We start from the raw sequence: 23,042 nt of genomic DNA, 5'->3' as shown, positions 1-23,042 counted from the left end.
CATATGAGTGCTAATACTAAAAACTACTATGATGAAAAAGCATTAGAGTATGTTGCAAATACTGCCAATGTAGATTTTTCAGATTTATATGAAAGATTAAATAAATATATGACTGTTGTTAAAAATGCTTTAGATATTGGTTGTGGCTCGGGCCGTGATGCTTTGTATTTCGCTAATAAAGGTATAGAAGTTACAGCAATAGATTTCTCAAGCAATATAATTAATGAAGCTAAAAAAATAAACAACCATACAAATATTGAGTATATAGCAACAGATATCGAAAACTATAAGACTAATGAGAAATATGATTTAATCTGGGCTAATGCTTCTTTATTGCATCTAAAAAAAGATAAGCTAGTCGAGGTGCTTAAGAATATTAAAAAAATGCTAAGCACAAAGGGGTATTTTTATTCATGTTTTAAGCAGGGTAATAATTCTGAGATTGATGATTTAGGTAGGTATTTTGCATATTATGATGAACAAATACTAAGGAAAGTATTTGAAAACTTAAACTTCAATATTAGAGATTTTTTTATCTCGTACGATAAAACAGGCAGGAATGTTACTTGGCTGAATTTTGTTGTATCTAACTTTAAAGGGTAGTTTGATTACAAATTATTCTTACTCTTTGAAGTGGCATTGAATTTAAATGCTTATCAACAACACCATATCTATTAGTTAAAACATCATGTGGGACTTTTTCAATAGTCTTAACCTCTATCATTTAAGTACTCTAATATTCTACTAACCGTACCATTTATTTTTCTTATCAACTCAAGTTTAAAAAAACTCACAGCTAACTGCTGATTATATTTATAATAATAGGTCTTTGACTTTGTTATAATTATTAATAAATCTGTAATAATTAAGTCTATTTTGAAACTACTAAAATTCTATAAAATGCATGCATCTGGTAATGACTTTATTGTGATTGATCAAAGAGATAATTCTCAGCAATTGGCAGTAAAAGATATCAAAGCACTATGTAATCGGCGCTATGGTATTGGTGCAGATCAACTTTTGTTATTAAAAAGCTCTAAGTCAGCGATATGTCAAATGAATATCTTTAACCAAGATGGAACAACTGCTAAGCAGTGTGGTAACGGCTTAAGATCGGTGGCTTATTTAATGTATCAAAAACATAATATAAGACATTTTGAAATTGAGGTTAATGGTGCGTTGCATCGCTGTGAAATAATTAAAGACGATGAGGTTTTGGTTGAGTTTCCCTTGCCTCAGATTATAAGTAAAAAGCCTTCGTTAAATATCAATATTGACTATCTTGATGCGATGGAGCTCTCTGTTGGTAATCCTCATCTAGTTTTATGGTTGAATGAGCTTATAAGCTTTGATATTCCAAAGTTAGGAAAGTGCTTGCAAAGTGCTTATTTACCAGAAGGGATTAATGTTCATTTTGTTGAATGTGTGGATCAACATACAATCAATATCCGCCATTTTGAACGTGGCTCAGGAGTGACACCATCTTGTGGAAGTGGCTCAATTGCTAGTGTGTATTCGGGTGTAACAAGTGGTTTGATTGAAACACCGGTTATAGTGAAAACTGCCACAGATAGTTTTCAGATAAATTTGACTGATAAAGCTTGTACACTTATTGGCAATGCGGTGTTAGTATTTGAAGGCAATTATTTTTTGGAGGAATAAAATGAATATTAGAGAAGTGCCACTTCGAAAAACGATCTCAGGGTTAAGTCATAGCCTCAGTGTTATTGAATATACGGTCGATAAACCAAAGGCCAGTATTTATATGCAGGCAGCGCTTCATGCTGGAGAGCTTAATGGCATTGCTATTATTCAAGCATTACAAGCATATTTAAAAGAAAATCCTGTTGATTTTAATTTCAAACTTATTCCGTTTGCAAATCCTTTTGCAATGGATGTGAAAGTTGGAGAGTATACATATGGCCGCTTTGATGCCAAAACAGGTGATAACTGGAATAGAGGATTTAAGAATCTGTTAGAACCTATCGCTGATAAACCAAAGATCAATCTAGAGCGTTTTATCTATGATAATAGTACTGATTCATTTGATTTGGTCTGTAGTAAGTTTACTAGTTTGTTAAAAAAGCGCTTAGAGCTGCTTTTGAGCCTAGATTTAGCCCCTTATGAAAGACTTGCAGCATTGTTACACTATGAGGCAATTGATGCAGATTTTAGCTTTGATTTACATAATGATTCGATTTCCGTGCCTTATATTTATGCGCCAGATTACTTAAATACAAAACGTCTTAAGCATTTTAATAGTGATTATTTTGTCTTAACTCCAAATGAGATTAGCACGTGCTTTAATCAGGCAATATTTTATCCATGGTGGCAGTTAACAGATACATGGAATAAAATTAAAAATGATAATAAGCTTCCGCCAAAACATGCCTTTACCTATGAGACAGGGAATAAAGAAGACTTTGATTTGTGTACGGCAAAAAAACTATTATCAGGAATCTTGGCTTATATTGGGGGCGATACAGTCCCTGCTGGCGCAATTAAGTATGCTTGTTATGAACGTGACTTTTTTCGTATTCGTGCGCAAAATGGAGGCCTTATTGATTATGATGATAGTAAGCTTGGTCAGGTACTTACATCAGATGAGCGAATTGCACAACTTTATACAAAAGAGCATATTGTCTCAGGAAATGCACCGATAGAGATTAAGGCGCCTTGTGATAGAAGTGTACTCATAACTAGAACGTCATCATCAAGTGTGCATGAGGGTGATGAGGTTGCTAAAGTGATGAGTAATATCTTTAATATCGACTAAGAGTGTGTTTAATGTAGAAACTTAAGTATCTAGCTTCTCTTTTAGTTGTTAAGTGGTTTATCAGAAATTGATAAATGACATAATTAGATGTATGGTTAGCTATTTTAAGGTTCTAATGATGACTCTCTCGATTGACAATATCCTGAATATCTTATAGTATTAATTTTAGTCGTGATTTAATTCAACTTGCAGCGACTTAAAATAACTTGCTAAAGCGTTTCAAAATTATCATTTGATAAATAGTTCTAGAGATGTCTTTTGCATTAGTTGATATTACCTAAATATAAAAATACAAGAGGGAAAACTAATGAATAATAGTCATAAAAATCAAACACATTTAGAAGTAACATATAAAAAAATCTATAAGGATATCGTTGAGCTTAGCTTTGAAATAGATATCTTAAAAAGAGATATTAACAAAATCGATTATCAAATCACTTATGACCAGATTAATAGGTATTTAAATTTGCAAAGCTTATATAAAGAGATTGCTGATGAATATGAAAATCTTATAGATAACTGTAGGTTTGGGAGTGTGAAGCTAGACTTTAAAGAAGTTATAGATATAACAAAAGTAGTTGAAAGTAAGTTAGAAAAGATATTTGAATCTTTATCGGATAAAAATAAATACTATCTATCTAAAGTTTCTGAAAATAGGGTTTTATCACTTTCTGCTTTAAAAAGAAGATATGATCTAACAGTAAAAAGTGCAGGTTGGGCGTCAACTAAAGCAATATACTTGGTTTCTCTTTCTCAAGAAATTCAATATAGAGCAAATTAAAGCTTAGTTTATCACATTAACATAAATGGGTTAGTTTCGTAAAATAAATTGAAGATCTCAAATAGGAAAATCAAACTTCCCATGGCTACAATATATGTATGAGAAAAATATATTTTAAGATCTGTTTTTGTACTGAGAAACATTGGTGTGTAAATAAATATTATAACAGTAAATATTGAGGCATATTGTAGTACAAGAATAAATTCTGAAGGATATAATACGGTGAAAATTAATGGAGGTATAAAACATATTAATAATAAGTTTAAACTGCTTAAATGTTTATTGTAATTACTAAATAGGTCGCGGATGTAATGTGCTAGAGATATACTAACTCCGATAAATGATGTGACTATTGCAATATGAATAAACAGATTTAATGCTAGATTTAGTATATTAGATCCCGATATTTCTTTAATCTCATAAATTAAGCCACTTGGTGTATAGTTATTTGATAAAAAAAGGCTATGGAAACTATATGGATTGTGCTGAGGAACTACTCCTAAAGATGCAAAAATCCATATTATATAAATAACTAAAACTATTACACTACTTATTAATATATCTTTTTTTATACGTTTAACATCACCTTCTTGATACTCATAAACAAAAGGGATTACACTATGAAAGACGAATGCTGGTAAAATAGTTGGAAAAGCATATATGATTGCGGATGTTCCTGAAGGAGCATCACTTAAATAATTAGTATTTATATAAAATAACATAATTACTACGGCTATTATAAAAAATATAAATTTTAAAATAACAAGAATTCTATTTGTATAGTCACTAGCTTTATAACTAAATATTAAAGCTCCAAATATTAGTATGAAAATAATTGAAGATATTCCAACTTGAGATTCATTTAAATTATTCGCGCCATCTATACTATATAAAAGTGAAGAGCCTTGAGAAATATAGCTTGATAACATTGAATAAAAGAAAAGTAAGTAGATAAGAGTAAAAAATATTAAGTATTGCTTTGGCACTTTTGAGTACATTATTGATGTGAAATTAGCACCAATAGGATGTTCAGCACAAGTATTTAAAAGTTTTATAGCTGCAATATACATTATAGTCCATGATAAAATCAGGAGTATGATTGCCATAAAAAAGCCACACGCTGCAACAATCAATGGTAGCGACAACATTCCTGCACCAGTACTTGTACCAATTATTAGGAAAATTGAACCAATAGATCTAGAGTTCATATTAAAAAATAACTATGAGAGTGGACTTAAAAATATCATAGCTTATTTTAATGATAAATTATAGTTTGTTAATAGTTATACAAATTAATGTAAACCTAAAGTGTAAGTATTTACTAAGTATATAAGATAATCTTATAGGAATATTAAGAACTATATATTTAAATATTGGGAAATTTTTAATCATAATAGGAGTGTGAGATATAAATTTAAACGAGAGGTTGATTAAAATGAAAAAAGTAATATTTTCTATATTAATAGTGTTAAGTTTAAATTCGGCTGGTTATAGTTATGGGCTGGCAAATCAAGTATCTAGTGACTCTTTTCCACCTCCAGTAATAGAGTTAGCTTAAGATATAAGTAAAATAGTAATAGTTAATCCAAATACCCTTTGAAACCATTTCGTCATTCTATAGCTTGACCATAGGATCTACTCATTATAGTCTTAAATTAGGTTCTACGAGCAAGTCCTAGAATAGCATGCATCTTTGGGACTAACTATATAGAAATAAATCTTTTAAAGACTAAAAAATTTATTGCATAATTTAGTTGTTTGAATATTGATATTAACTTGAGGTTAAGCTTTAATAACATTATTTAAAAGGATTAAAAATAATGATCAAAAAACTAATAAGCTGTGTATTTATTTTTCTTATACTATTTAACTATGGTTTATCTAGCGATAATACAGCTAAAGCTCCTGTAAATACTCAAAATACTTCTAAAGACACGCAAGTTAGTGATAAAAGTACTTTAAATAAAATTGTTGTTACACCTATTAAAGATATTGGTATCGGCGCTGCGTCGCTAATTATGGCTCCAGTAGGTGCATTCGTTGGGCTTTTTAAAGGGGCTACGATGTCGCAACAAATCCTTTATAATGGAGAACATCATTCTGGAGATAGTGACATAGTTAATATCGTTGTGGCTCCAATTGCAGCGGCAGGATTTGCTTTAGGAGGAGCTATTTATATGGTATTCAAACTACCTCAAGAAACAGCAAAATCTTTAAGTCAAAAAGAAGATAATTAATACATTCTCCTAGTTTAAAGCTAAGTTTCTAGCTTACTACTTGTTTTAGATTATTGATAATAGTATTTTATTACCACATACTATAAGAAATTATAAATAATGAAATTTTTTAAATATACACTTTTATTATCAAGCATAGTAATGCTACCTCTATCTAGTTTTGCAGATGGAAATCTTTGTAATCTGTATATAAGAGTTAAACCAAGTGTTTATAATGACTCTGATAGGGTCGTTTTTAATATGACAAATACTAAAAAAGATCAAGACTATAGAAATATAGCTTTCTCAGGACAAACTAGGGCTAGTGTCGGTGAAGTAGAGTGTGGTGATGATTATAATATTTATGCTACAGCGTTGCCAACTCCTAGACGTAAATTATCTTCACCACCTATAAAGTCAGTATATACAAGTAATCCAATAGCTTTAAATCATGATATTGATATTTCTTATCCATCAGATTTTACAACAATTGAGTCAACACCTACTGAAGACGAGACTATTATACCCAAATAGAGTCTAAATATTTAGCTAGCAATTATTGCAAAATCAACTTTTGAAGAGCATTATAATTACTATATTTAAATAGTTTCTGTGGAAAATTTCCCATGCATATAAGCGAACGTAGAAAATGGTATATTGGTTTAGGCATTTTCGTAATAATAGTTTTATTATCTCTTTCTTTATTCCATGCTTCGATATGGTTTAGTATAGGTTTTATAGCGATCTTAGCTGTAATAGCTATATATGATCTTACTCAAAAGAGTCACTCGATTTTAAGAAACTTTCCGATACTTGGCCATATCCGTTATATTTTAGAGTTTTTACGTCCAGAAATTCAGCAGTATTTTATTGCTGATAATGAAAGTGAAAAACCCTTTAACAGAGAGCAACGTTCTACTATTTATCGTCGAGCTAAAGGCGTTAATGATACAGGTGCCTTTGGTACAGAGAAGAATATTTATGAAATTGGGTATGAGTGGGTAACACATTCATTAGCGCCAAAACACTTAGATGAAGTCGAAACTCGTGTTAAATTTGGTGGTCCTGATTGTAAGCAGCCATATATGGCATCGCATTTAAATATTTCTTCGATGAGTTTTGGAGCACTATCAGGCAATGCTATTATGGCTTTAAATAAAGGTGCTAAGCTAGGTGGTTTTTGTCATAGTACTGGTGAAGGTGGTTTGACAGATTATCATCTACAAGGTGGTGATCTTGTATATCAAATTGGTACTGGATATTTTAGCTGTCGTACCGAAGATGGTAAATTCTCACCAGAAAAATTTGCTGAGAAGGCTAACTTAGAAAATGTAAAAATGATAGAAATCAAACTATCTCAAGGAGCAAAGCCATCTCATGGTGGCGTTTTACCAGCTGCTAAGATTACACCAGAGATTGCTAAAATCAGAGGTGTACCTATGGGTCAAGATGTATTATCTCCCCCTGCTCATAGTGCTTTTTCGACACCGAAAGAGCTTTGTTATTTTATAAAAGAGCTAAGAGAGCTATCAGGTGGTAAGCCTGTTGGGTTTAAGCTATGTATAGGAAGCCATATTGAGTTTCTGGGTATATGTAAAGCTATGTTAGAGACTGGTATAAAACCAGATTTTATAACTGTTGATGGTGCAGATGGTGGAACAGGAGCAGCTCCTGTAGAGTTTGCTAATCATATTGGTATGCCTTTAGAAGATAGTGTAGTCTTTCTTCATAATGCTCTTGTTGGTTGTGGGATCCGTGATGATATTCGAATCGTAGCAAGTAGTAAAGTTGCTTCAGGTTTTGATATGGTGAGATTATTTGCTATGGGCGCTGATACTTGTAATTCAGCTCGAGCAATGATGTTAACTATCGGCTGTATTCAGTCTCGCCAATGTAATAACAATACTTGTCCTGTTGGAGTGGCTACTCAAAATCCACGTTTAGAGAAAGCTTTAGTTGTAGATGAGAAAAAACATCGTGTTCACAATTTCCATAAAGCAACTATTAGATCATGTGCTGAGATTATTGGAGCTATGGGCTTAACCTCTGCTAAAGATGTTGGTCCTGAAAATTTGAAGAAGCGTATATCTGTAAATGAAGTTAAATCATATATTGATTTGTATGACTTTATCCCTGAGAACTGTTTAGTCGAAGGAAATATTCCAAAAAGTTTCCAAAGATCTTGGGAGAAAGCACAAGCATCTTCATTTTAAATAATCTAATTTTAAGAATTTTCTTTGAAAGTCTCGTAACTTCCTGTTTTTGCAAAACTAATCTTATAATCTGAATTTGATAATTTATCTATACGAACACTATCAATATCTAGTATTTCTAATCTTTGATTGGTAAGAAGTTGTCCTTCTTGTAGAGCTAAAACATCTCTCAATAACCATTTAGCTAGAGCTCTGTTGGGATTAGTCATTAAAGCTTTTCCATTCTCTTGACATATTTTCGCAGATAAAATCTCTTTATTAGGTAAGTGTAACTTAAAAGAGGTATTTTTATCTGGAAAAAAAATTATTATATTTTTTATATATTAATTTTGGAACAGGGATATAAACTTCTCCTACATCTCGTTTTCTACCATTAGCATTCCATTGATTGAGTTGACTTCTTTCAGAGACATTTCCATAATCTTTTCCATTTCTAGTGCTATAAAGAGGTAGGTAAACGTATTCTTGTGCGACAGCATCAGTTTTCTTAGCAGTTTGTAATATCTTTTCAAGTTCTAGAAGAGGATTTTTAAGAATAGTTATTGGGATAAAGTTGCTTATAGAGTTTATAGAATCAAATTGCTTAAATAGAGTGCTTTTTGTTAAATTGAATTTATATTTTGCTTTTTGATCAGTAAATTAAAGAACTTTTTATGTATATGAAGAAGCTATCCACACATTATATAATCATCTACTATATCTTCTAATAAGGCATCATCTTCACTCATGACTATTCTACTTTTTAATTTGTTAATCCAATTTTTTATTTCTTCTTCTGAATTTAGTTTTTCTAAAAATAGATAATCATAATTTTCGCTAATAATATAAATATCATCATTAAAACTATCTGCATATGATTCTCTATTCTGAGAAAGTATGTCTAGGAAAATTTTTAATTTCTTTTGAAAATTTAGCATATGGGTTTTAATAGGTGGTATTCTTTTGTTGATTTTGACATTATTATCTTTTCTTCAAAAGAAAGGTTTTTGATGGGGTTTTCTATAGATAGTATCCTTGGAGAATTATTCAGATTCATGATTAGAGTTACTATGTAATTATCTTTATATTCCAATGCTTTTCTGTACTCTTTTTCTGTGAGTCTAAATGTTCCTTTTTTCTCTCTAATACCTTTAATTTCAGCTAAATAAAAATCATTTCCGACATCTACTTGAAAATCATAACCATCTCCATAGAGTCTTGCATCTTCAAGTATGCCATCTCTAAAAATATCTATCGAATTATAGTTATTTATAAAGTAAAGTTCAGCTTCTAAGCCTGTCTCTTGTAATTTTTTGAATCTAGTTTGAGATATTGGTTTTATATTACTGCTTATGTCTTTAATTTTAAAGTTCTTCTTCATATAAAATTTAAGAGTACTTACAAATTCTTTAACATTTTCATTCCCAAATAAACTATCAATTAAAACTTTTCTATGAATATATGTATTACCTTTTTGCCACCAGCCTTTTCGAGGATTTGGAAAGAATGGATCAAATAAGTCCATTCTATTTTTGATCACACCTGTAGTTTTTGCTATTTTATTTTTGACACAAAAGTTATAAAAATCTGTTTTAGTAGAAAAGCCAAATTCTTTTGTAAAGTCATTATCAAATTTAGATAAGCCATAACCTATTAAATTTAGAATTTCATAATTCTCATGTTTACTTGTACTCATCTCAATTTAGCCTTTTAGTAAAATGTACATTGTATATATGTGGAGATCGAATTATAGGTATTCTTATTCCTGCGATATCAGCAAAAAGGTCAATAAATTTATATTTTTCTAAATACATTTGATAGAATTTTTATTATTAATAGACAAAGGGTATTATATCAAGAATATTCTTATTATTTAATTGAAGTATTTTATATATGTCACTATATACCTATCCATCAAATAAGCTAGAGTATTTGGTTAGAGTTTTATCTAAGCTCTTAGATCTTGAAGAAAAAGATCTATTTATACCAACACAACTGATAGTTGGTAGTCGTGGTATGCAACACTGGTTGAGTATGCAGTTAGCAGAAACACGAGATATTGCCATGAATCTCAAGTATGACATGATTAATGGTTATATCTTAGATATTTGCTATGAGCTGACTAATAAACATGAATATAAAAAAGCTTATACAAAAGATATATTAGCTTGGCGAGTTTTTAAACATTTAGATGATATTGATAATGATAAGCTTAAAGAATATTATAAAAATAGTGATCTAAAAAAATATCAATTATCAGCAAAAATAGCTGAAGTTTTTTCAAAATATCTAGCTTATCGTACTGATTGGTTAGAAGCTTGGGAACAAAACAAACTTTTAAATCCTGCTAGAGAAGAAATAGATGAGCCTTGGCAAATGCAACTCTGGCAAAGACTGGTTGCAGAGATTCCAGCAACTCCATATAAAATACAAGCTCAAGCATTAGAGTTATTAAGCAAAGAAAGTCTGAAGAATATAAATGTTCCTAAGAGTATCTATATTTTTGGTATAAATAGTATTTCAAAGAAAAATCTTAATTTTATATTTGCATTAGCTAAGCACATTGATGTGAATATTTTGTATATTAATCCATGTAGTGAATATTGGTATGATTTGAAGAAAGATAAAGTTTCTGCTTGGTTAGATAATGATGATTATGAGATACAGCCACTTTTAGCAAATTTTGGTCAGCAGGGCAAAGAGTTCTTTAATGAGTTATTAGATAATGAAGAAAAAAATGAGCTAGAAGTATTTGAGAAGTTTGATAAGGATTGTTTGAATTTTGAAAAGCTTGAATATAATAATCAAAGCCAATTAGTCAGTTTACAACGTAACTTACTTGAGCTTGATTGTCAAAACTACTCACAACAAAAAGATATATCAATAAGTATCAACTCCTGTCATAGTCCTCTTAGAGAAGTACAAGTGCTGCATGATAGGCTCTTGGATATGATAAATGATAATCCTGATATTAAGCCTCGCGATATTTTGGTAATGTGTCCGAATATTGAGGATTATTCACCATATATTGATAGTGTTTTCTCTAGATATGCGGAAGATAAAAAACTACCGTGTTCAATAGCAGATAGAACACTACTTGATTCAGAGCCATTAGCTGCTAGTTTTATAGAACTTCTGCAGTTGCCAGAGAGTGATTTTGAGGTTAATAAAATATTAGATTACTTATCAGTTCCAGCAATTCAGCATAAATTTAAAATCTCAAATGAGCAGTTAGAAACTATACGCTATTGGTTAAAAGGGGCGTGTATCCATCATAGAAATGATGGTGAGACATTCTCATGGAGCTGGGGTCTGAAGAGGTTAATGCTAGGATTTAGCTATAGTGATGAAAACTATATTATTAATGATAGTTTGATGACTATACCTATTATCGAGGGTAGTGAAGTAGCTGAATTAGGCGGACTATATGAGTTATTAGAGCTTTTAGCAGCTTACTCTGAGGAACTACTTGAAACTAGAAGTCTTGAAGATTGGCATAGCTATCTTTTAGAGATGTTTGATAATGTTTTTGATATCACGCAAGAAGAGCAATACATAGCTAAAAAAATAAATAATATTATAGCTAGGACAGTTGAGACTGCTAAAGAAATATCTGCTAATATACTTATTGATTTATATACTATTAGATATTGTTTAATCTCGCAGTTATCTGAGCCAATTATTAATAACCACTTTCTTAATGGTAAAGTTACTTTCTGCTCAATGACGCCAATGCGAAGTATACCATTTAAGGTTGTGGCGATGCTTGGCTTAAATAATGGTAAATTTCCACGCCAAGAGTCAGCAATTAGTTTTGATCTAATGGCAAGGCTAGGTAGAAGAGCTTGTGATAGAACTAAACGTGATGATGATAGGTATTTATTCTTAGAAGCGATATTATCAGCACGAGATTATCTATATTTTAGTTATCTAGGTAGAAGTGTTAAGACTAATGTTGAGCAACAGTCTAGCTTAGTTCTTAAGGAATTAATTAGTTATTTACAAGCAAATTATAGTTGGCAAGATGAAGATATAAAAGAATATCCATTACATGCTTTTAGTCCAAAATGCTATTCTGAAGAGTACAGAAGCTATGATAATGCTTGGCTTAATTTATTACAGGCAGAATCAAAGCCTTTTTATGATTTTAAAAAAACTACCCCGTCTTGCTTACGCAATCCACCCCTTCACGAAGCGAAGGGGAATGCTAATAACTCTGTCATTCCGTCAGGCGTGACCACGGAATCTATCAATAAAAAGCATAGTCATACCCGCGCACATTCGACTCCGCTCAGTGACCGAGAGCATCTCAGTAGTGATAAAATAAGTTTAAAAGATTCTTACCTGCGTAAGAGTGACGATAGCTTTAGTTTAACTACTAAACTACCACAAAGTCTAACAATATCTAAATTAGCTAAGGTTTTTGAAAATCCTTTAAAAGCATATGCAAACTATAGTTTAGATTTGTATCTTGAAGATAATTTTGAAGAGTTAGAAGATAGCGAACCTTTTGATATTAATGGTCTTGAAAAACATAGATTAAAGCAAGAGCTGTTTGATGTTTTGAAAGAGAACAAAGATATAAGCTTAACAAGAAAAACTGCAAAATTAAGTGGTAAATTTCCAGATTCTATATTAACTGATGATGAGATTGATTTAGAAGTTGAAAATATTCAAAAACTATTAGATTCACTGGATTTGGCAAATTATGAGAGTAAATATTTTCAAAAAGAAATACTTGGGTTAGAGTTAGAGACAAACTGTTATATTAATAATAATCAAGTCTTACTACATACAACTTCTACATTTAGCATAAAACATAAGTTTGAGTTATATTTGACAGCTTTATTAGTAGCATACCATGAGCAAAAAGATATATTTGCTGTTTATCATTGTTTGGATAAAAATAAAAAGACAGATCCTTTTGAATTACCTCAAATTTTATACTCTAATGCAAAAGAGAAGTTAGAGCATTATGTCCGAAATGCTATGCAAATAGTAGACCAACCAAAGCTTATTTATTTATCTTTAGCAGAAGCTTTGTTTGCAGATGGAGAGAGTTATGGTAAGAAATATAAAAAGTCAGATAAACAAAAACAGGATTCATGGGATGAAGTTATTTCTAATGAAAGAAATCATAAATCATTAGATAAAGATAAGTATTTTAAACTTTTCTATACAAAGCTCCCCAAAATAGAAGATTTTGAAGGGGAAGAAATTTATAGAGACTTTTTTAGGATAATAAATGAAAATTAAATATAAGAATCTTGATCTTTTACAATTGTGCAAAAACATTTATATAAGTTTTGAAATTGCAATAGCGGCATGTTTATGCTTTTTATTTGGTTTCTATGTATCTAATTTACTACATGGAGGGCAGTCGATCATCGGAGGATTCTGGTGTTTGATCACTGTATCTACAATATTACAGCTAAGTGTTAAAGACTCTTATTCAGCAGCTTTCCAAATCTTTGTAGGATCAGTTATTGGCGGAATTACGGCTTTTATATTTACATCTATATTCGGATATTATTATTTGGTGATGATTTTAGCTGTGGCTATTAGCGTTTTTATTACAGCAAGCATTGGTCTTGAGAATGCTGTGAAAATGAGTAGTGCTAATGCTGGTGTGATAGTAGCCTTAGGTTTATATCAACCAACTTATTCTCCTTTTGTAAATACAGGTTTGCGTTTGATAGAGACTTTTAGTGGTACAGCAATAGCTTTATTTTTTATATTTATAAGTAGGATTTTTAAGATACGGACTAGTTAGTTGCGACATAAAGATGTCATTTTGATGCGTTATATTTTATGTAAAGATATTTTATTTTTTCAAAAAAGGATAAATATATAGATACAGTAGATAAGTTTGAAAATGTACCAGTAGACGATGAAACAGTCATTTTGTCATCAAACCAAGTAACTATAGATAAATATGATGTGTTATATCAGCTATTGGAACGGGACTATATACTTGCAGAGAGTATGATATTTGTTAGTGAAGATGTAGATAAGCTAACAGATGATGAACTTAAGCAGTTAGTTATAAATGCGGTATCTGTTTCAAAATCAGAAATGACATTAACGCGTAATCGTAATGAGCATGGTTTTACATTTGTTAATTTTAATTTTGTTGAGCTGGATTAATCCTATCAAAATAAAAATTTACGACATGATATTGTCTGGGCTGTGGTGTATTATGGATTGTAGATGTTTTAAAGGAGATTGAAAAGTTATGGGAAATATAGAAAGTAACTGGATAGATGATTTAAAAAGATCGCCAATATTTAATATGTCGTTAAGTTCAAAAGAGCTTTTTCATAGTAACTTTATAGCTTGGGTATTAGAAACTTATTTTGAGCAGATGGGTAAGTTTTTCTCAGAAAAATTAGAGTTATCAAATAGTAATAAAATAGAAAAAATCCAAAGAGAAAAACAAAATATAGATATATCTTTTAAGCTTGGTGATACTCTTGTTCTTATTGAGAATAAAGTTAAAAGTATTGCTAGTATTGAGCAGCTACAAAAATATACTGATAAATTCAAAAAAGTAGAAAATAAAAAGCTAGTATTACTCTCTCTAAAAGATAGCAAAATATCAGGTGATGAATTAAAAGGTATTGGTTGGAAAAAATTATCATACGATGATTTATTGGACTTTTTTAAGAAACTAAAGGTTGATGATCAGTATCATCAGTCTTTAATTGCTGACTATGTTAAGTTTGTAGCAGATATCAAAAAAAATATAATTGATAGAATCAACATAAATGAAGTCCAAATATCTAACTTATATAATAAAAATGAAGAGTGTTACAAATACTACTTAGAGTCTCTAAGAGAGATTAAGATGCACGATATATTTTTAAAAGGATTGTATGAGGATTTTGCTTATGCTATATATGATGAACTATCTAAACTTGATAAGTTAAAAAGTAAAGTTGAGTATACGAGTAAGCCGAATAATGATAAAAATATTTTTGTTTCCCATGACTTTACAGATGGCAAAGGTTTAGTAGATATAAAGTATAAAATTGATAAGTATTTCTTTATTGGTATACAAATTCAAGGTGATGAGTATCGTCATTTTGTTGTACTGTATAATGATAAAACAAGACATGTTGAGAGTATATTGGGTGAGTTAAAAGATATTTGGTTTAAATTTAAAGAAATTGGAGAAAGAGCTACTTATCCAGTTCGAAAAGGTTTAGAGTATAGATCGTATACTACGAAAAACTATATATTCAAGCATAAGTCTTTCAAGATAGATAATATGGAAAATTCTGAAGTTATCAATAGAGTCAAAGAAGATATTGAATATTTAGTCAGAAATCGTGAAGGAATAAAAAATATCTATAAAGAAGTGAGTAAATAGGAACTCCAAAATGCCATATAAACACGACTACGACAAAACCCTAACAAGATTAGTAAGTATCCTAAATATTCTCAATACAGGGCAGGGGGTGGCTAGTAAAGATATCGCTGAAGAGTTTAATGTCTCGGTGCGAACTATCCAAAGAGATTTTAGCGAAAGGCTAGCGATGTTTCCAATCTACAAGGAAAAGGGAAAATGGTATTTTATCAAAGGTTATACACTTGAGAAGAACTTAAATACTGAAGATTCTCTTGTGCTTAAAATCCTTGATAAATTTGCTGAAAGTGTTGGTGAGCAGTTCTATAGTCGGACAAAAAAACTATTAGCTAAAATCACCAACGAGCAAGATAACCCAATCTATGCAAAGCTACATATAGAAGATGTATCAGCAAACTTAGCTGAGCTTAAACAATTAGAATCGGCTATTAGTCAGCAACTTTGGGTACAGTTCAAATATACTTCAAATAAAGCTAGCTATAGTGTCAAAGCTAGACCTTTGAAGATTATTAATTATGATGGTTTTTGGTATCTAATGGCTGTACATAATGAGATTGTCAAAAAGTACTATCTGAAAGGTATCAGTAATATAGTTATCACAGATCAAACTTTTAAGATAACTAGAAATATCAATAAGATGCTTAAAGAATCAACAAATGTGTGGTTTCAAGAGAGCAATGAACCATTTGAAGTGAAGTTAGAAGTCTCTCAAGAGATAGCTAGATATTTGATTAGAAAACCATGCTCACCAACGCAAAAGATTATCAAGCAAGATGAAAATGGTTTAGTAATATCTGTAACAGTTAGTCATGAAATGGAGATTTTACCAGTTATCAAAAGATGGCTTCCTGATATCAAAGTCTTAGAGCCACAATCGCTAAATGCTTCTCTAAAAAGTATGCTAGAAGAGTATCTGAAAGGTATTTAAATAAGTTTTAAAACATAGCCTACTATCCTTAAAAGTAGCACTTGAGCAAATAGCTTATAGATAAGCTATTTGCTAGATTGTGTGGTCAAGCCTGACACAATGACATACTACTTTTACTTTGCTTTTAGTTATACTGATCCTGTTAGTCTAGCGGTTGCCACCACTTCAATATTTTGAAGGGAAATAGCTAAATTAAATTCTTTAGAAGTTTAAATTAACGACACAAAGCTGTCAGATGCTCTTATTATAATTAGAGTATGTAGAATCACATATATAAGGGCGAAGATATCAACGTATGAATAACAATACAAAGTTGCTAGGAGCTGCTACTGGTATATCTAGTTTAGATAATATGCTCTCAGGCTTACAAGAGGGTAAACTATATTTAGTTGGATCAAGACCTGCTATTGGCAAGTCAACTTTGGGTTTTAATTTAGCAAAAAACATTTCTAGCTCATCTGAAAAGCCTGCTCTTATATTTAGTCTAGAAATGAGTTGCGAGGATATTGTGGCTAGAGGACACTTTAATTTTACAGATAATCGAGAAAATAATAACAGGTTAAGAAAAGTAGAAGCTGCACAAATATATATAGATGATTCTGTTAGTATGAGTCCAAATGAAATGAGATCAACAGTTAGAGATCTATATAATCAATATGATGGTTTGTCTTTAGTTGTAGTTGACTATCTTCAGTTAATGAAGATTCCTGATTGTATATCTGATAGAACTCAAGAGATATCTGAAATTCTAAGATCTCTTAAGTCTCTTGCAAAGGAGTTCGAAGTCCCAATCATTGTCTTATCTCAACTTAGTAGAAATGTAGACAGTCGTGAGAATAAAAGACCTAAAATATCTGACATAAGAGAGTATACGCCATCAGAGTCAAATGTTGATGTGATTATGTTAATGTACACAGATGGACTCTTACAATCTAATACAAGTAACGGAAATAATAAAAGCTCGTGTGAAATCATTGTTCTAAATCAGCTAGGTGACATTATTGGTATTGTTCATACAGAGCTTAACCAAATAATCTTCAGATAAAATCAAAATTGTATAGTAGGCGACATAAGGCTGTCACGCCTATTATCTATAATCAAACTGTATTAAATAAAGTTATGGGAGATATTATGGATACTATTATGAATTATTTAGATGCTCATCCTTATGTGTTTTTGGGGGTGGTAGTATTTGTATTTATATTTATTGTAAGTATATATTTATCAATCGTTGGCTGGTGTGTGCATACAGTGCAAAATCCTCAATCTGGATTTTTCAAAAAAGGCCTTGCTGTAATGATTGGAATGCTTCTTATGAAAAATGTAATGGGCATGATGTATGGACAAGATCAGGAGAAGAAAAAATGAGAGCAATAAAAACAATCGATCAAATAGCTAGAGAAAAGCAAAGAGATGTCTTATTTATACAGGTTAACCCCAATCATTTGAAATCTTTTGAGCATTATGAAAGTTACAAACCATGGCAAGCAACAAAGAAATGGCTAGAAGACAACAGCATTCCTCATGAAATTTGCGGTCCATTTTTTGAAAATAGGCTTATCTTAGCAGGATATTGTGGCGATATTTATATTGATCTACCTAATGATGACTCTCTCGAAATGATACAAAAGATAGATGAGTATTTTAACTATACTGGCGAGCGACTAGATGGCAAGCAGAGGCTTTGTATATTCTCGTATGATGAGGCTATCAAATACGCAGAACGAGACACAGCAGAATTTTGGGAGGATATGTGATGTATGGTGTTAGATTTAGAAGGCAAGGTAATGTTATAGCAAGGAAATCATTAGATGTAGAAGAGGCTTATGCTTATAACTATGATTGTCTAAAAGAGCCAATGCCTTTGCTAATAGATATGTATAATCAAGATATACCTACTTTAATCAAAAAATATTTCCTAAGTTATGAGTCTATAAATAAAAAGTTACGCGAACTAACTCATGTGATATCACATGAGTATCTTAAAGTTGCAGATTTATATATGCGTGGCAAGATCTTTCTTTGGCGTACTGATCTAGAAGTTATAGTTGATATCTATGCTCATGTTGATAAGTTAGATCCTTTGTATAGTGATGAGGAAGATGCAGAGATTGTTAAGTTAACAGATTCTATACACTTATCTAGAAGCGATATGAAAATTCCTTCACTTATAGATTCTAGACTTAAAAAAGATAGTTGTACTATTAAAGGATTTGAGAGTCTCAATCATTGTTATCTCTTTCATGCTTTATATGATCATACAGATTTAGATTTGTTTAATATTCTGCGTATAGATAGATTCACATTTAATATTAAATTAGTGACACATTCTATTTTTTAGTAAAAGGTAAAGTAATGAAAGATATATTAGATCAAATAAGGGACTATATCCAACAAGCTGACGCTATACTTATAGCTACAGGTGCGGGTATGGGAGTAGATAGTGGCTTGCCTGACTTTAGAGGTAAAGAAGGCTTTTGGAAAGCTTATCCACTCTTTGAGAAGTTAGATATAGACTTTATGGATGCAGCTTCTGCTCAAAGCTTTTTTTCAAACCCTGATGTTGCATGGGCATTTTATGGACATAGATTAGAAATGTATCGCAAAACTAATCCACACGCTGGCTTTAGTATGCTTCTTGATTTAGTTAAAAGTAAAAATAACAACTATTTTGTATATACTTCAAATGTTGATGGACATTTTCAAAAAGCGGGTTTTGATGCTGATAGGATATGTGAAGTACACGGCAGTATTCATCACTTACAATGCACGATGAATTGCAACGATGAAATATGGAATAATCGAGAAATTATCCATATCAATAAAGAGCAGATGTCAGTTGATAGATACCCAAGGTGCAACAGTTGTGGTGGTATAGCTCGTCCAAATATCCTGATGTTTGATGACTACTACTGGGTATATGAGCGTACTAAAAAGCAAGAGGGAAAATTTAACAGCTGGCTAAACAATACTGTAATTGCCAAAAAGCAAAAACTAGCAATTATAGAAATAGGTTGTGGTATGAGTATCCAAACAATACGAATGAACAGTAATTGGCTAGTTAGTAAGTGTTTAGGCAATGCAAAGCTAATCCGCATAAACCCAAAAGATAGCGAAGTAGCACCTGCCAAAGGTTGGGGGCTGGAGATGGGAGGTTTAGAGGCTTTGGGGCAGATTTTAATCTAATTCCCCTTCGAGTGTCGAAGGGGTGAGCTGCGAAGCAGGTCGGGGTAGTACTTTGTATAGAAGTTAGTCTATAACATATTCATTACATTTGGTTTAATTATGTAGTTGAAAAGAGTGGCGAATATTTAATTTAAATAAGCTATAATGCATGATGTAGGAATCTAAAGATTAATAAGTAGTGATTTTAAATGAAATTTACAGTTGGTAGTGTGTGTTCTGGTATTGAAGCTGCATCATTCGCATGGGAGGGACTAGATTTTAGTTTTGATTGGTTTTCTGAAATAGAAGATTTTCCATCATTAGTTTTAAAAAATAAATATCCTAATATAAATAATGTTGGAGACATGAAATATATTAGAGAAATGCTTTTGAGTAGAGAAATAAATAGTCCTGATATAATTTGTGGAGGGACTCCTTGCCAAGCTTTTTCTTTAGCAGGATACAGAAAAGGTATTAGTGATAATAGAGGTGACTTAACCTTAGAGTTCGCTAATATAATAAATATTAATGATGAGATTAGAGCGAAGTCAGGACTTCAGGAAACAGTAGTTTTTTGGGAAAATGTCGAAGGTGTACTTACTTCTAAGGATAATTCTTTTGGGTTGTTTTTGAGTATTCTATCTGGTAATGAAGAATTACTAAGTGTTTCAAAATGGGCAAATTCAGGTGTTATTAGAGGAGTAAAAAGGAATATTGCATGGCGTGTTTTAGATGCAAAATACTTCGGATTGCCTCAGCAAAGAAAAAGGGTTTATTTACTTGCTGGTGGGAAAGATTTTTATCCTGAAAATATTCTTTTCGAAGAAAAAGAACAAGTAAATATATCTAGTTTCTATATAAAACCACAAAATTTTATAAAAAATAATAATGATATAGCCATGTATAGGGGGTATACAGATTGTCTATATTCCGCTTATGGGACAAAGTGGAATGGTAATGCGGCAGCATATAATGGATCCTTATTTGTTACACAAAATGGTCGTGTTAGGAGATTAACGCCTTTAGAATGTGAAAGGCTTATGGGATTTTCCGATAACTATACTAATATCAATAAATCTAGTGATACAAGTAGATATAAAGCTATTGGTAACTCATGGGCAGTGCCTGTAGTGAAAAAAATAGGAATTAAATTAGAAAATTACTTATTTAATGGTTTTTTTAATATTAGTAGTAAGTTAGATTTGTTAATAGGTAATAAATCATATATTCCATTACATAAAGATGAATATTCTATCAATACCTCTGAAATTCCGAATAATATTAGATATGGAGATTTATATTCCATTATTGATACTGAAGCTAAAGAAAAGTTTTACTTATCTCCTCAAGCATGTGCTGGGATTCTCAGAAGAGGTGGCAAAAAAATCAATCAAAATCTATTTACAGATCTCCAAAAATGCTCTAGCTTTTTAATTTAGTTTCTATACTCTTTCGCCATTCTTCTATGTCGTACCATGGACAGCCGATACAACCATTTTCAGCTTCTTTTCCTATTTTTGGAATGTTAGGATCCCAGTTTTCATCTCCTTTATAAAAGAATTTTATACCAAAAATGTTTCCTCTAATATTTGTTTGAAAACAATTTCTACATACTTCTCTTTTCTGTAGATTTCTTTGGTTACTTAGAAGCTGAAAATCTCTTTTAATATCCTTATCTGTAAGTTTCTCTAGGCATTCTCTTTTTGTTATAGAATCCCATCTTATTTCAGGAAATTTATGATCTGGTAATAAACCTTCTTTTTTTACTGTTTTAGCTTCGTATGAGTCGTAAACTTTAAGAGTTTTTATAATTTTGTCTCTTAACTTTGGACTCCATGTTTCATACCCTGTTACACCACCTTTTCTAATAGGTATCAAACATAGTTGAGTAGTTTTCTTTTTACATTTTTGACAATTAGTGTTTGTTCTAGTTGATATGGTATATCCAAATTCTTTTAAATCCTGTATTCTTCTTGCCCAATTAGGGTTTTCAGGTAGTTCACAAGATACACAAAACCATCGAACTTCTTTTGAAAGGATATCAAAAAAAGCTTTTGTAGTTTTTGCCTTGGGTTTGGTGTTCCAAAAATTAATCTGTTCTATTTTCCATTTTTTTATATTTTCTGGAGAAATTTCTTTATATATTTTATCTAAATATTCATCTATTTCATTATCTTCAATAGAAGTACCAGTTCTTCTATATTCAATAGGTATTGAAATGTTGAAATTTAAATTGTCATAATTAAATTCGACATCAATATATTTTTCTGAAGCTTTTGAATGGTATCTAATTTCTTTTCTAGTTATTTTTGTTTTCATTTCTATTCTAATCCTTTAAAAATGTTTGATAAATCAATTTCTAAGGCTCTAGAAAGTTTTTGAATACTTGTAAGTGTTAAGTTTTTTTCGCCTCTTTCGATCATACCAATGTATGTCCTATGTAGGTTTGCAATTAGAGCTAGCTCCTCTTGAGATATATTTTTTTCACTTCTTAATTTTTTGATTCTATTTCCGAATTGTTTTAATATATCCACTATGTTTAAGATTTAGACTATACTTTTATATTAATATTTATATTTGTTTGCACACTATAAGTCTACATACTAAAGTTATCATTTCATGAAAAAAGAATGCTTGATACTATAAACCAAACCGCCACAAAGCTGTCGTAATGACTGTTTATAATTGTAATATCTACAAATAGAGTATCAAAGCATTAACCCAAAGCTATAAAAAATGTATCGATAGCTAAAAAACTAAAAGGATAATATTATGGAAATAAAGAAGATATCAGAAAAATTAGCAAACCAAAACCTAGACCAATTAGCAAAATCTCTAGGTTACAAGACCACAGAATCATTCCAAAAAACTCTAGATAAATTTAACCAAAGTGAAACCTTGAAAGACTGGTTGTGGGATGGTGGATATGATTTAGTAAATACTTCAACAGAATTTGTCACAAAGCTTGCGAATGCGTTAAATATAGACATAACTCAAAGCATGAATGTAGCTGTAAAATATAATAGTTTAACAAAGAAACTCAAAGATAGCTATATCTATGCTATTACAGACTACAAGAGAAATACAGAAACAGTATTTCAGATGATGCACGACAATAATAAGCGAAAAATACCCTTATACGCCGATGATTTATTATTTAAAACTAAGCAAGAAGTTATAGATACAATCTCTAAAAAAGTTGTACATCACTATGAGAAAAACCGTGAGGCTGTAAAGGGCAATATCTTGTATTATGAAGTGTATTTACTTACCGAAAAATACATTTGCCATATTGATGGGAGTTTTAAAGAGCCTATAGGCTGGTTTAACTGATAAAATAAACAACCACATAAGCAGAAATCCAACTCTAAATAAGCTACAATAAATGAAGTTGTTTTTATAAGAGAAAAGCAATAATGAATCAAAAAGCAGATGATATATCTAACTTTTTAGATGATATTTTACTAAAGACTATAAACCAAACTATGAAATTATAGGAAACATTAATTTTAGCAGTGCAGAAGCTAGTTATAAAAGATGTAGTGCTATATGTGGATAAGAAGATACAAGTAACTAGAGAGGTTGTTAAATAACTCTCTCCCAGCCTCTCTCTTA

27 protein-coding genes and 1 riboswitch are annotated in these 23,042 nt (G+C 30.9%); of the genes, 20 read left to right on the top strand and 7 right to left on the bottom strand.

Annotated elements, in window-relative coordinates; all coding sequences use genetic code 11:
- The first annotated feature begins 3 nt into the window (after nt 1–3).
- Nucleotides 4–603, top strand: coding sequence for a class I SAM-dependent methyltransferase (locus FIP56_RS07725; protein ID WP_192578351.1), 600 nt, complete (start codon nt 4–6; stop codon nt 601–603).
- Here the strand turns inward: FIP56_RS07725 and FIP56_RS10420 are convergent.
- Nucleotides 593–724: a hypothetical protein gene (locus FIP56_RS10420; RefSeq protein ID WP_281062958.1), complete on the bottom strand. Its 132-nt coding sequence runs from the start codon at nt 722–724 to the stop codon at nt 593–595. The genes FIP56_RS07725 and FIP56_RS10420 overlap by 11 nt on opposite strands.
- A 152-nt stretch (nt 725–876) precedes the next feature.
- Between FIP56_RS10420 and dapF the strand changes: the two genes are divergently transcribed.
- The 3 genes from dapF (at nt 877) to FIP56_RS07710 (ending at nt 3,557) form a co-directional block, all read left to right on the top strand.
- A complete protein-coding gene (gene dapF / locus FIP56_RS07720; RefSeq protein WP_192578350.1) occupies nt 877–1,662 on the top strand; it encodes a diaminopimelate epimerase in 786 nt (261 codons plus the stop codon).
- A gap of 103 nt (nt 1,663–1,765) precedes the next feature.
- Nucleotides 1,766–2,776, top strand: coding sequence for a succinylglutamate desuccinylase/aspartoacylase family protein (locus FIP56_RS07715; RefSeq protein ID WP_192578349.1), 1,011 nt, complete (start codon nt 1,766–1,768; stop codon nt 2,774–2,776).
- A 158-nt stretch (nt 2,777–2,934) separates the two neighbouring features.
- A riboswitch (SAM riboswitch) is annotated at nt 2,935–3,010 on the top strand.
- 73 nt (nt 3,011–3,083) lie between these two features.
- The gene (locus FIP56_RS07710) at nt 3,084–3,557 is read left to right on the top strand and encodes a hypothetical protein (protein WP_192578348.1); all 474 of its coding nucleotides are present in this window, start codon (nt 3,084–3,086) and stop codon (nt 3,555–3,557) included.
- A gap of 11 nt (nt 3,558–3,568) precedes the next feature.
- On the opposite strand, the gene FIP56_RS07705 is transcribed toward FIP56_RS07710, so the two are convergent.
- Nucleotides 3,569–4,765, bottom strand: coding sequence for an aromatic amino acid transport family protein (locus FIP56_RS07705; RefSeq protein WP_192578347.1), 1,197 nt, complete (start codon nt 4,763–4,765; stop codon nt 3,569–3,571).
- 227 nt (nt 4,766–4,992) lie between these two features.
- On the opposite strand from FIP56_RS07705, the gene FIP56_RS10415 reads away from it, so the two are divergent.
- The 4 genes from FIP56_RS10415 (at nt 4,993) to FIP56_RS07690 (ending at nt 7,986) form a co-directional block, all read left to right on the top strand.
- Nucleotides 4,993–5,115, top strand: a complete 123-nt coding sequence (locus tag FIP56_RS10415) for a hypothetical protein (RefSeq protein WP_281062957.1) — start codon at nt 4,993–4,995, stop codon at nt 5,113–5,115.
- Nucleotides 5,116–5,377: 262 nt separating this feature from the next.
- Nucleotides 5,378–5,794: a hypothetical protein gene (locus FIP56_RS07700; RefSeq protein ID WP_192578346.1), complete on the top strand. Its 417-nt coding sequence runs from the start codon at nt 5,378–5,380 to the stop codon at nt 5,792–5,794.
- A 99-nt stretch (nt 5,795–5,893) separates the two neighbouring features.
- Entirely contained in the window at nt 5,894–6,307 is a 414-nt protein-coding gene (locus tag FIP56_RS07695; RefSeq protein WP_192578345.1) for a hypothetical protein, read from the top strand.
- Between the two features lie 92 nt (nt 6,308–6,399).
- A complete protein-coding gene (locus FIP56_RS07690; protein WP_192578344.1) occupies nt 6,400–7,986 on the top strand; it encodes an FMN-binding glutamate synthase family protein in 1,587 nt (528 codons plus the stop codon).
- Nucleotides 7,987–7,997: 11 nt separating this feature from the next.
- Here the strand turns inward: FIP56_RS07690 and FIP56_RS07685 are convergent, their stop codons facing one another.
- From FIP56_RS07685 to FIP56_RS07675, 3 genes are all read right to left on the bottom strand, one after another.
- Complete coding sequence (locus FIP56_RS07685) at nt 7,998–8,195, bottom strand: hypothetical protein (RefSeq protein WP_192578343.1); 198 nt, start codon at nt 8,193–8,195, stop codon at nt 7,998–8,000.
- A gap of 459 nt (nt 8,196–8,654) precedes the next feature.
- Complete coding sequence (locus tag FIP56_RS07680; RefSeq protein WP_192578342.1) at nt 8,655–8,903, bottom strand: hypothetical protein; 249 nt, start codon at nt 8,901–8,903, stop codon at nt 8,655–8,657.
- Nucleotides 8,897–9,661, bottom strand: coding sequence for a DUF3883 domain-containing protein (locus tag FIP56_RS07675; protein ID WP_209451835.1), 765 nt, complete (start codon nt 9,659–9,661; stop codon nt 8,897–8,899). Before FIP56_RS07675 ends, FIP56_RS07680 begins: the two co-directional genes overlap by 7 nt.
- Nucleotides 9,662–9,858: 197 nt before the next feature.
- On the opposite strand from FIP56_RS07675, the gene recC reads away from it, so the two are divergent.
- From recC to FIP56_RS07620, 11 genes are all read left to right on the top strand, one after another.
- Nucleotides 9,859–13,221: an exodeoxyribonuclease V subunit gamma gene (recC, locus tag FIP56_RS07670; protein ID WP_192578341.1), complete on the top strand. Its 3,363-nt coding sequence runs from the start codon at nt 9,859–9,861 to the stop codon at nt 13,219–13,221.
- A complete protein-coding gene (locus FIP56_RS07665; RefSeq protein WP_192578340.1) occupies nt 13,211–13,738 on the top strand; it encodes an FUSC family protein in 528 nt (175 codons plus the stop codon). The genes recC and FIP56_RS07665 overlap by 11 nt, the downstream gene beginning before the upstream one ends.
- A gap of 131 nt (nt 13,739–13,869) precedes the next feature.
- Entirely contained in the window at nt 13,870–14,112 is a 243-nt protein-coding gene (locus FIP56_RS07660) for a hypothetical protein (protein ID WP_209451834.1), read from the top strand.
- A gap of 88 nt (nt 14,113–14,200) precedes the next feature.
- On the top strand, nt 14,201–15,337 hold the full coding sequence (locus FIP56_RS07655) for a PD-(D/E)XK nuclease family protein (protein ID WP_192578339.1): 1,137 nt from the start codon (nt 14,201–14,203) through the stop codon (nt 15,335–15,337).
- Between the two features lie 10 nt (nt 15,338–15,347).
- Nucleotides 15,348–16,262, top strand: coding sequence for a transcriptional regulator (locus FIP56_RS07650; RefSeq protein WP_192578338.1), 915 nt, complete (start codon nt 15,348–15,350; stop codon nt 16,260–16,262).
- Between the two features lie 295 nt (nt 16,263–16,557).
- Nucleotides 16,558–17,307 carry a DnaB-like helicase C-terminal domain-containing protein gene (locus FIP56_RS07645; protein WP_192578337.1) on the top strand — a complete coding sequence of 250 codons (750 nt, stop codon included), beginning with the start codon at nt 16,558–16,560 and terminating at the stop codon, nt 17,305–17,307.
- Nucleotides 17,308–17,405: 98 nt separating this feature from the next.
- Nucleotides 17,406–17,630, top strand: a complete 225-nt coding sequence (locus FIP56_RS07640; RefSeq protein WP_192578336.1) for a hypothetical protein — start codon at nt 17,406–17,408, stop codon at nt 17,628–17,630.
- Nucleotides 17,627–18,019 carry a hypothetical protein gene (locus FIP56_RS07635; RefSeq protein WP_192578335.1) on the top strand — a complete coding sequence of 131 codons (393 nt, stop codon included), beginning with the start codon at nt 17,627–17,629 and terminating at the stop codon, nt 18,017–18,019. Before FIP56_RS07640 ends, FIP56_RS07635 begins: the two co-directional genes overlap by 4 nt.
- Nucleotides 18,016–18,603: a hypothetical protein gene (locus FIP56_RS07630; protein ID WP_192578334.1), complete on the top strand. Its 588-nt coding sequence runs from the start codon at nt 18,016–18,018 to the stop codon at nt 18,601–18,603. Before FIP56_RS07635 ends, FIP56_RS07630 begins: the two co-directional genes overlap by 4 nt.
- A gap of 14 nt (nt 18,604–18,617) precedes the next feature.
- On the top strand, nt 18,618–19,448 hold the full coding sequence (locus tag FIP56_RS07625) for a Sir2 family NAD-dependent protein deacetylase (protein WP_192578333.1): 831 nt from the start codon (nt 18,618–18,620) through the stop codon (nt 19,446–19,448).
- Between the two features lie 188 nt (nt 19,449–19,636).
- On the top strand, nt 19,637–20,866 hold the full coding sequence (locus tag FIP56_RS07620) for a DNA cytosine methyltransferase (protein ID WP_192578332.1): 1,230 nt from the start codon (nt 19,637–19,639) through the stop codon (nt 20,864–20,866).
- On the opposite strand, the gene FIP56_RS07615 is transcribed toward FIP56_RS07620, so the two are convergent.
- A complete protein-coding gene (locus FIP56_RS07615) occupies nt 20,850–21,746 on the bottom strand; it encodes a restriction endonuclease (protein WP_192578331.1) in 897 nt (298 codons plus the stop codon). The two genes, FIP56_RS07620 and FIP56_RS07615, sit on opposite strands and share 17 nt — an antisense overlap.
- Nucleotides 21,747–21,748: 2 nt before the next feature.
- Nucleotides 21,749–21,961 carry a helix-turn-helix transcriptional regulator gene (locus FIP56_RS07610; RefSeq protein ID WP_245323065.1) on the bottom strand — a complete coding sequence of 71 codons (213 nt, stop codon included), beginning with the start codon at nt 21,959–21,961 and terminating at the stop codon, nt 21,749–21,751.
- A 238-nt stretch (nt 21,962–22,199) separates the two neighbouring features.
- Here FIP56_RS07610 and FIP56_RS07605 point away from each other — a divergent pair, with 238 nt between their 5' ends.
- Complete coding sequence (locus FIP56_RS07605) at nt 22,200–22,760, top strand: hypothetical protein (protein WP_192578330.1); 561 nt, start codon at nt 22,200–22,202, stop codon at nt 22,758–22,760.
- Nucleotides 22,761–23,042 lie beyond the last annotated feature (282 nt).

Origin of the sequence: Francisella sp. LA112445, assembly GCF_012224145.1 — a bacterium.
Taxonomy (GTDB): domain Bacteria; phylum Pseudomonadota; class Gammaproteobacteria; order Francisellales; family Francisellaceae; genus Francisella.
The sequence above is the reverse complement of the archived record's forward strand: the minus strand, read 5'-3'. Positions and strand labels throughout refer to the sequence as shown.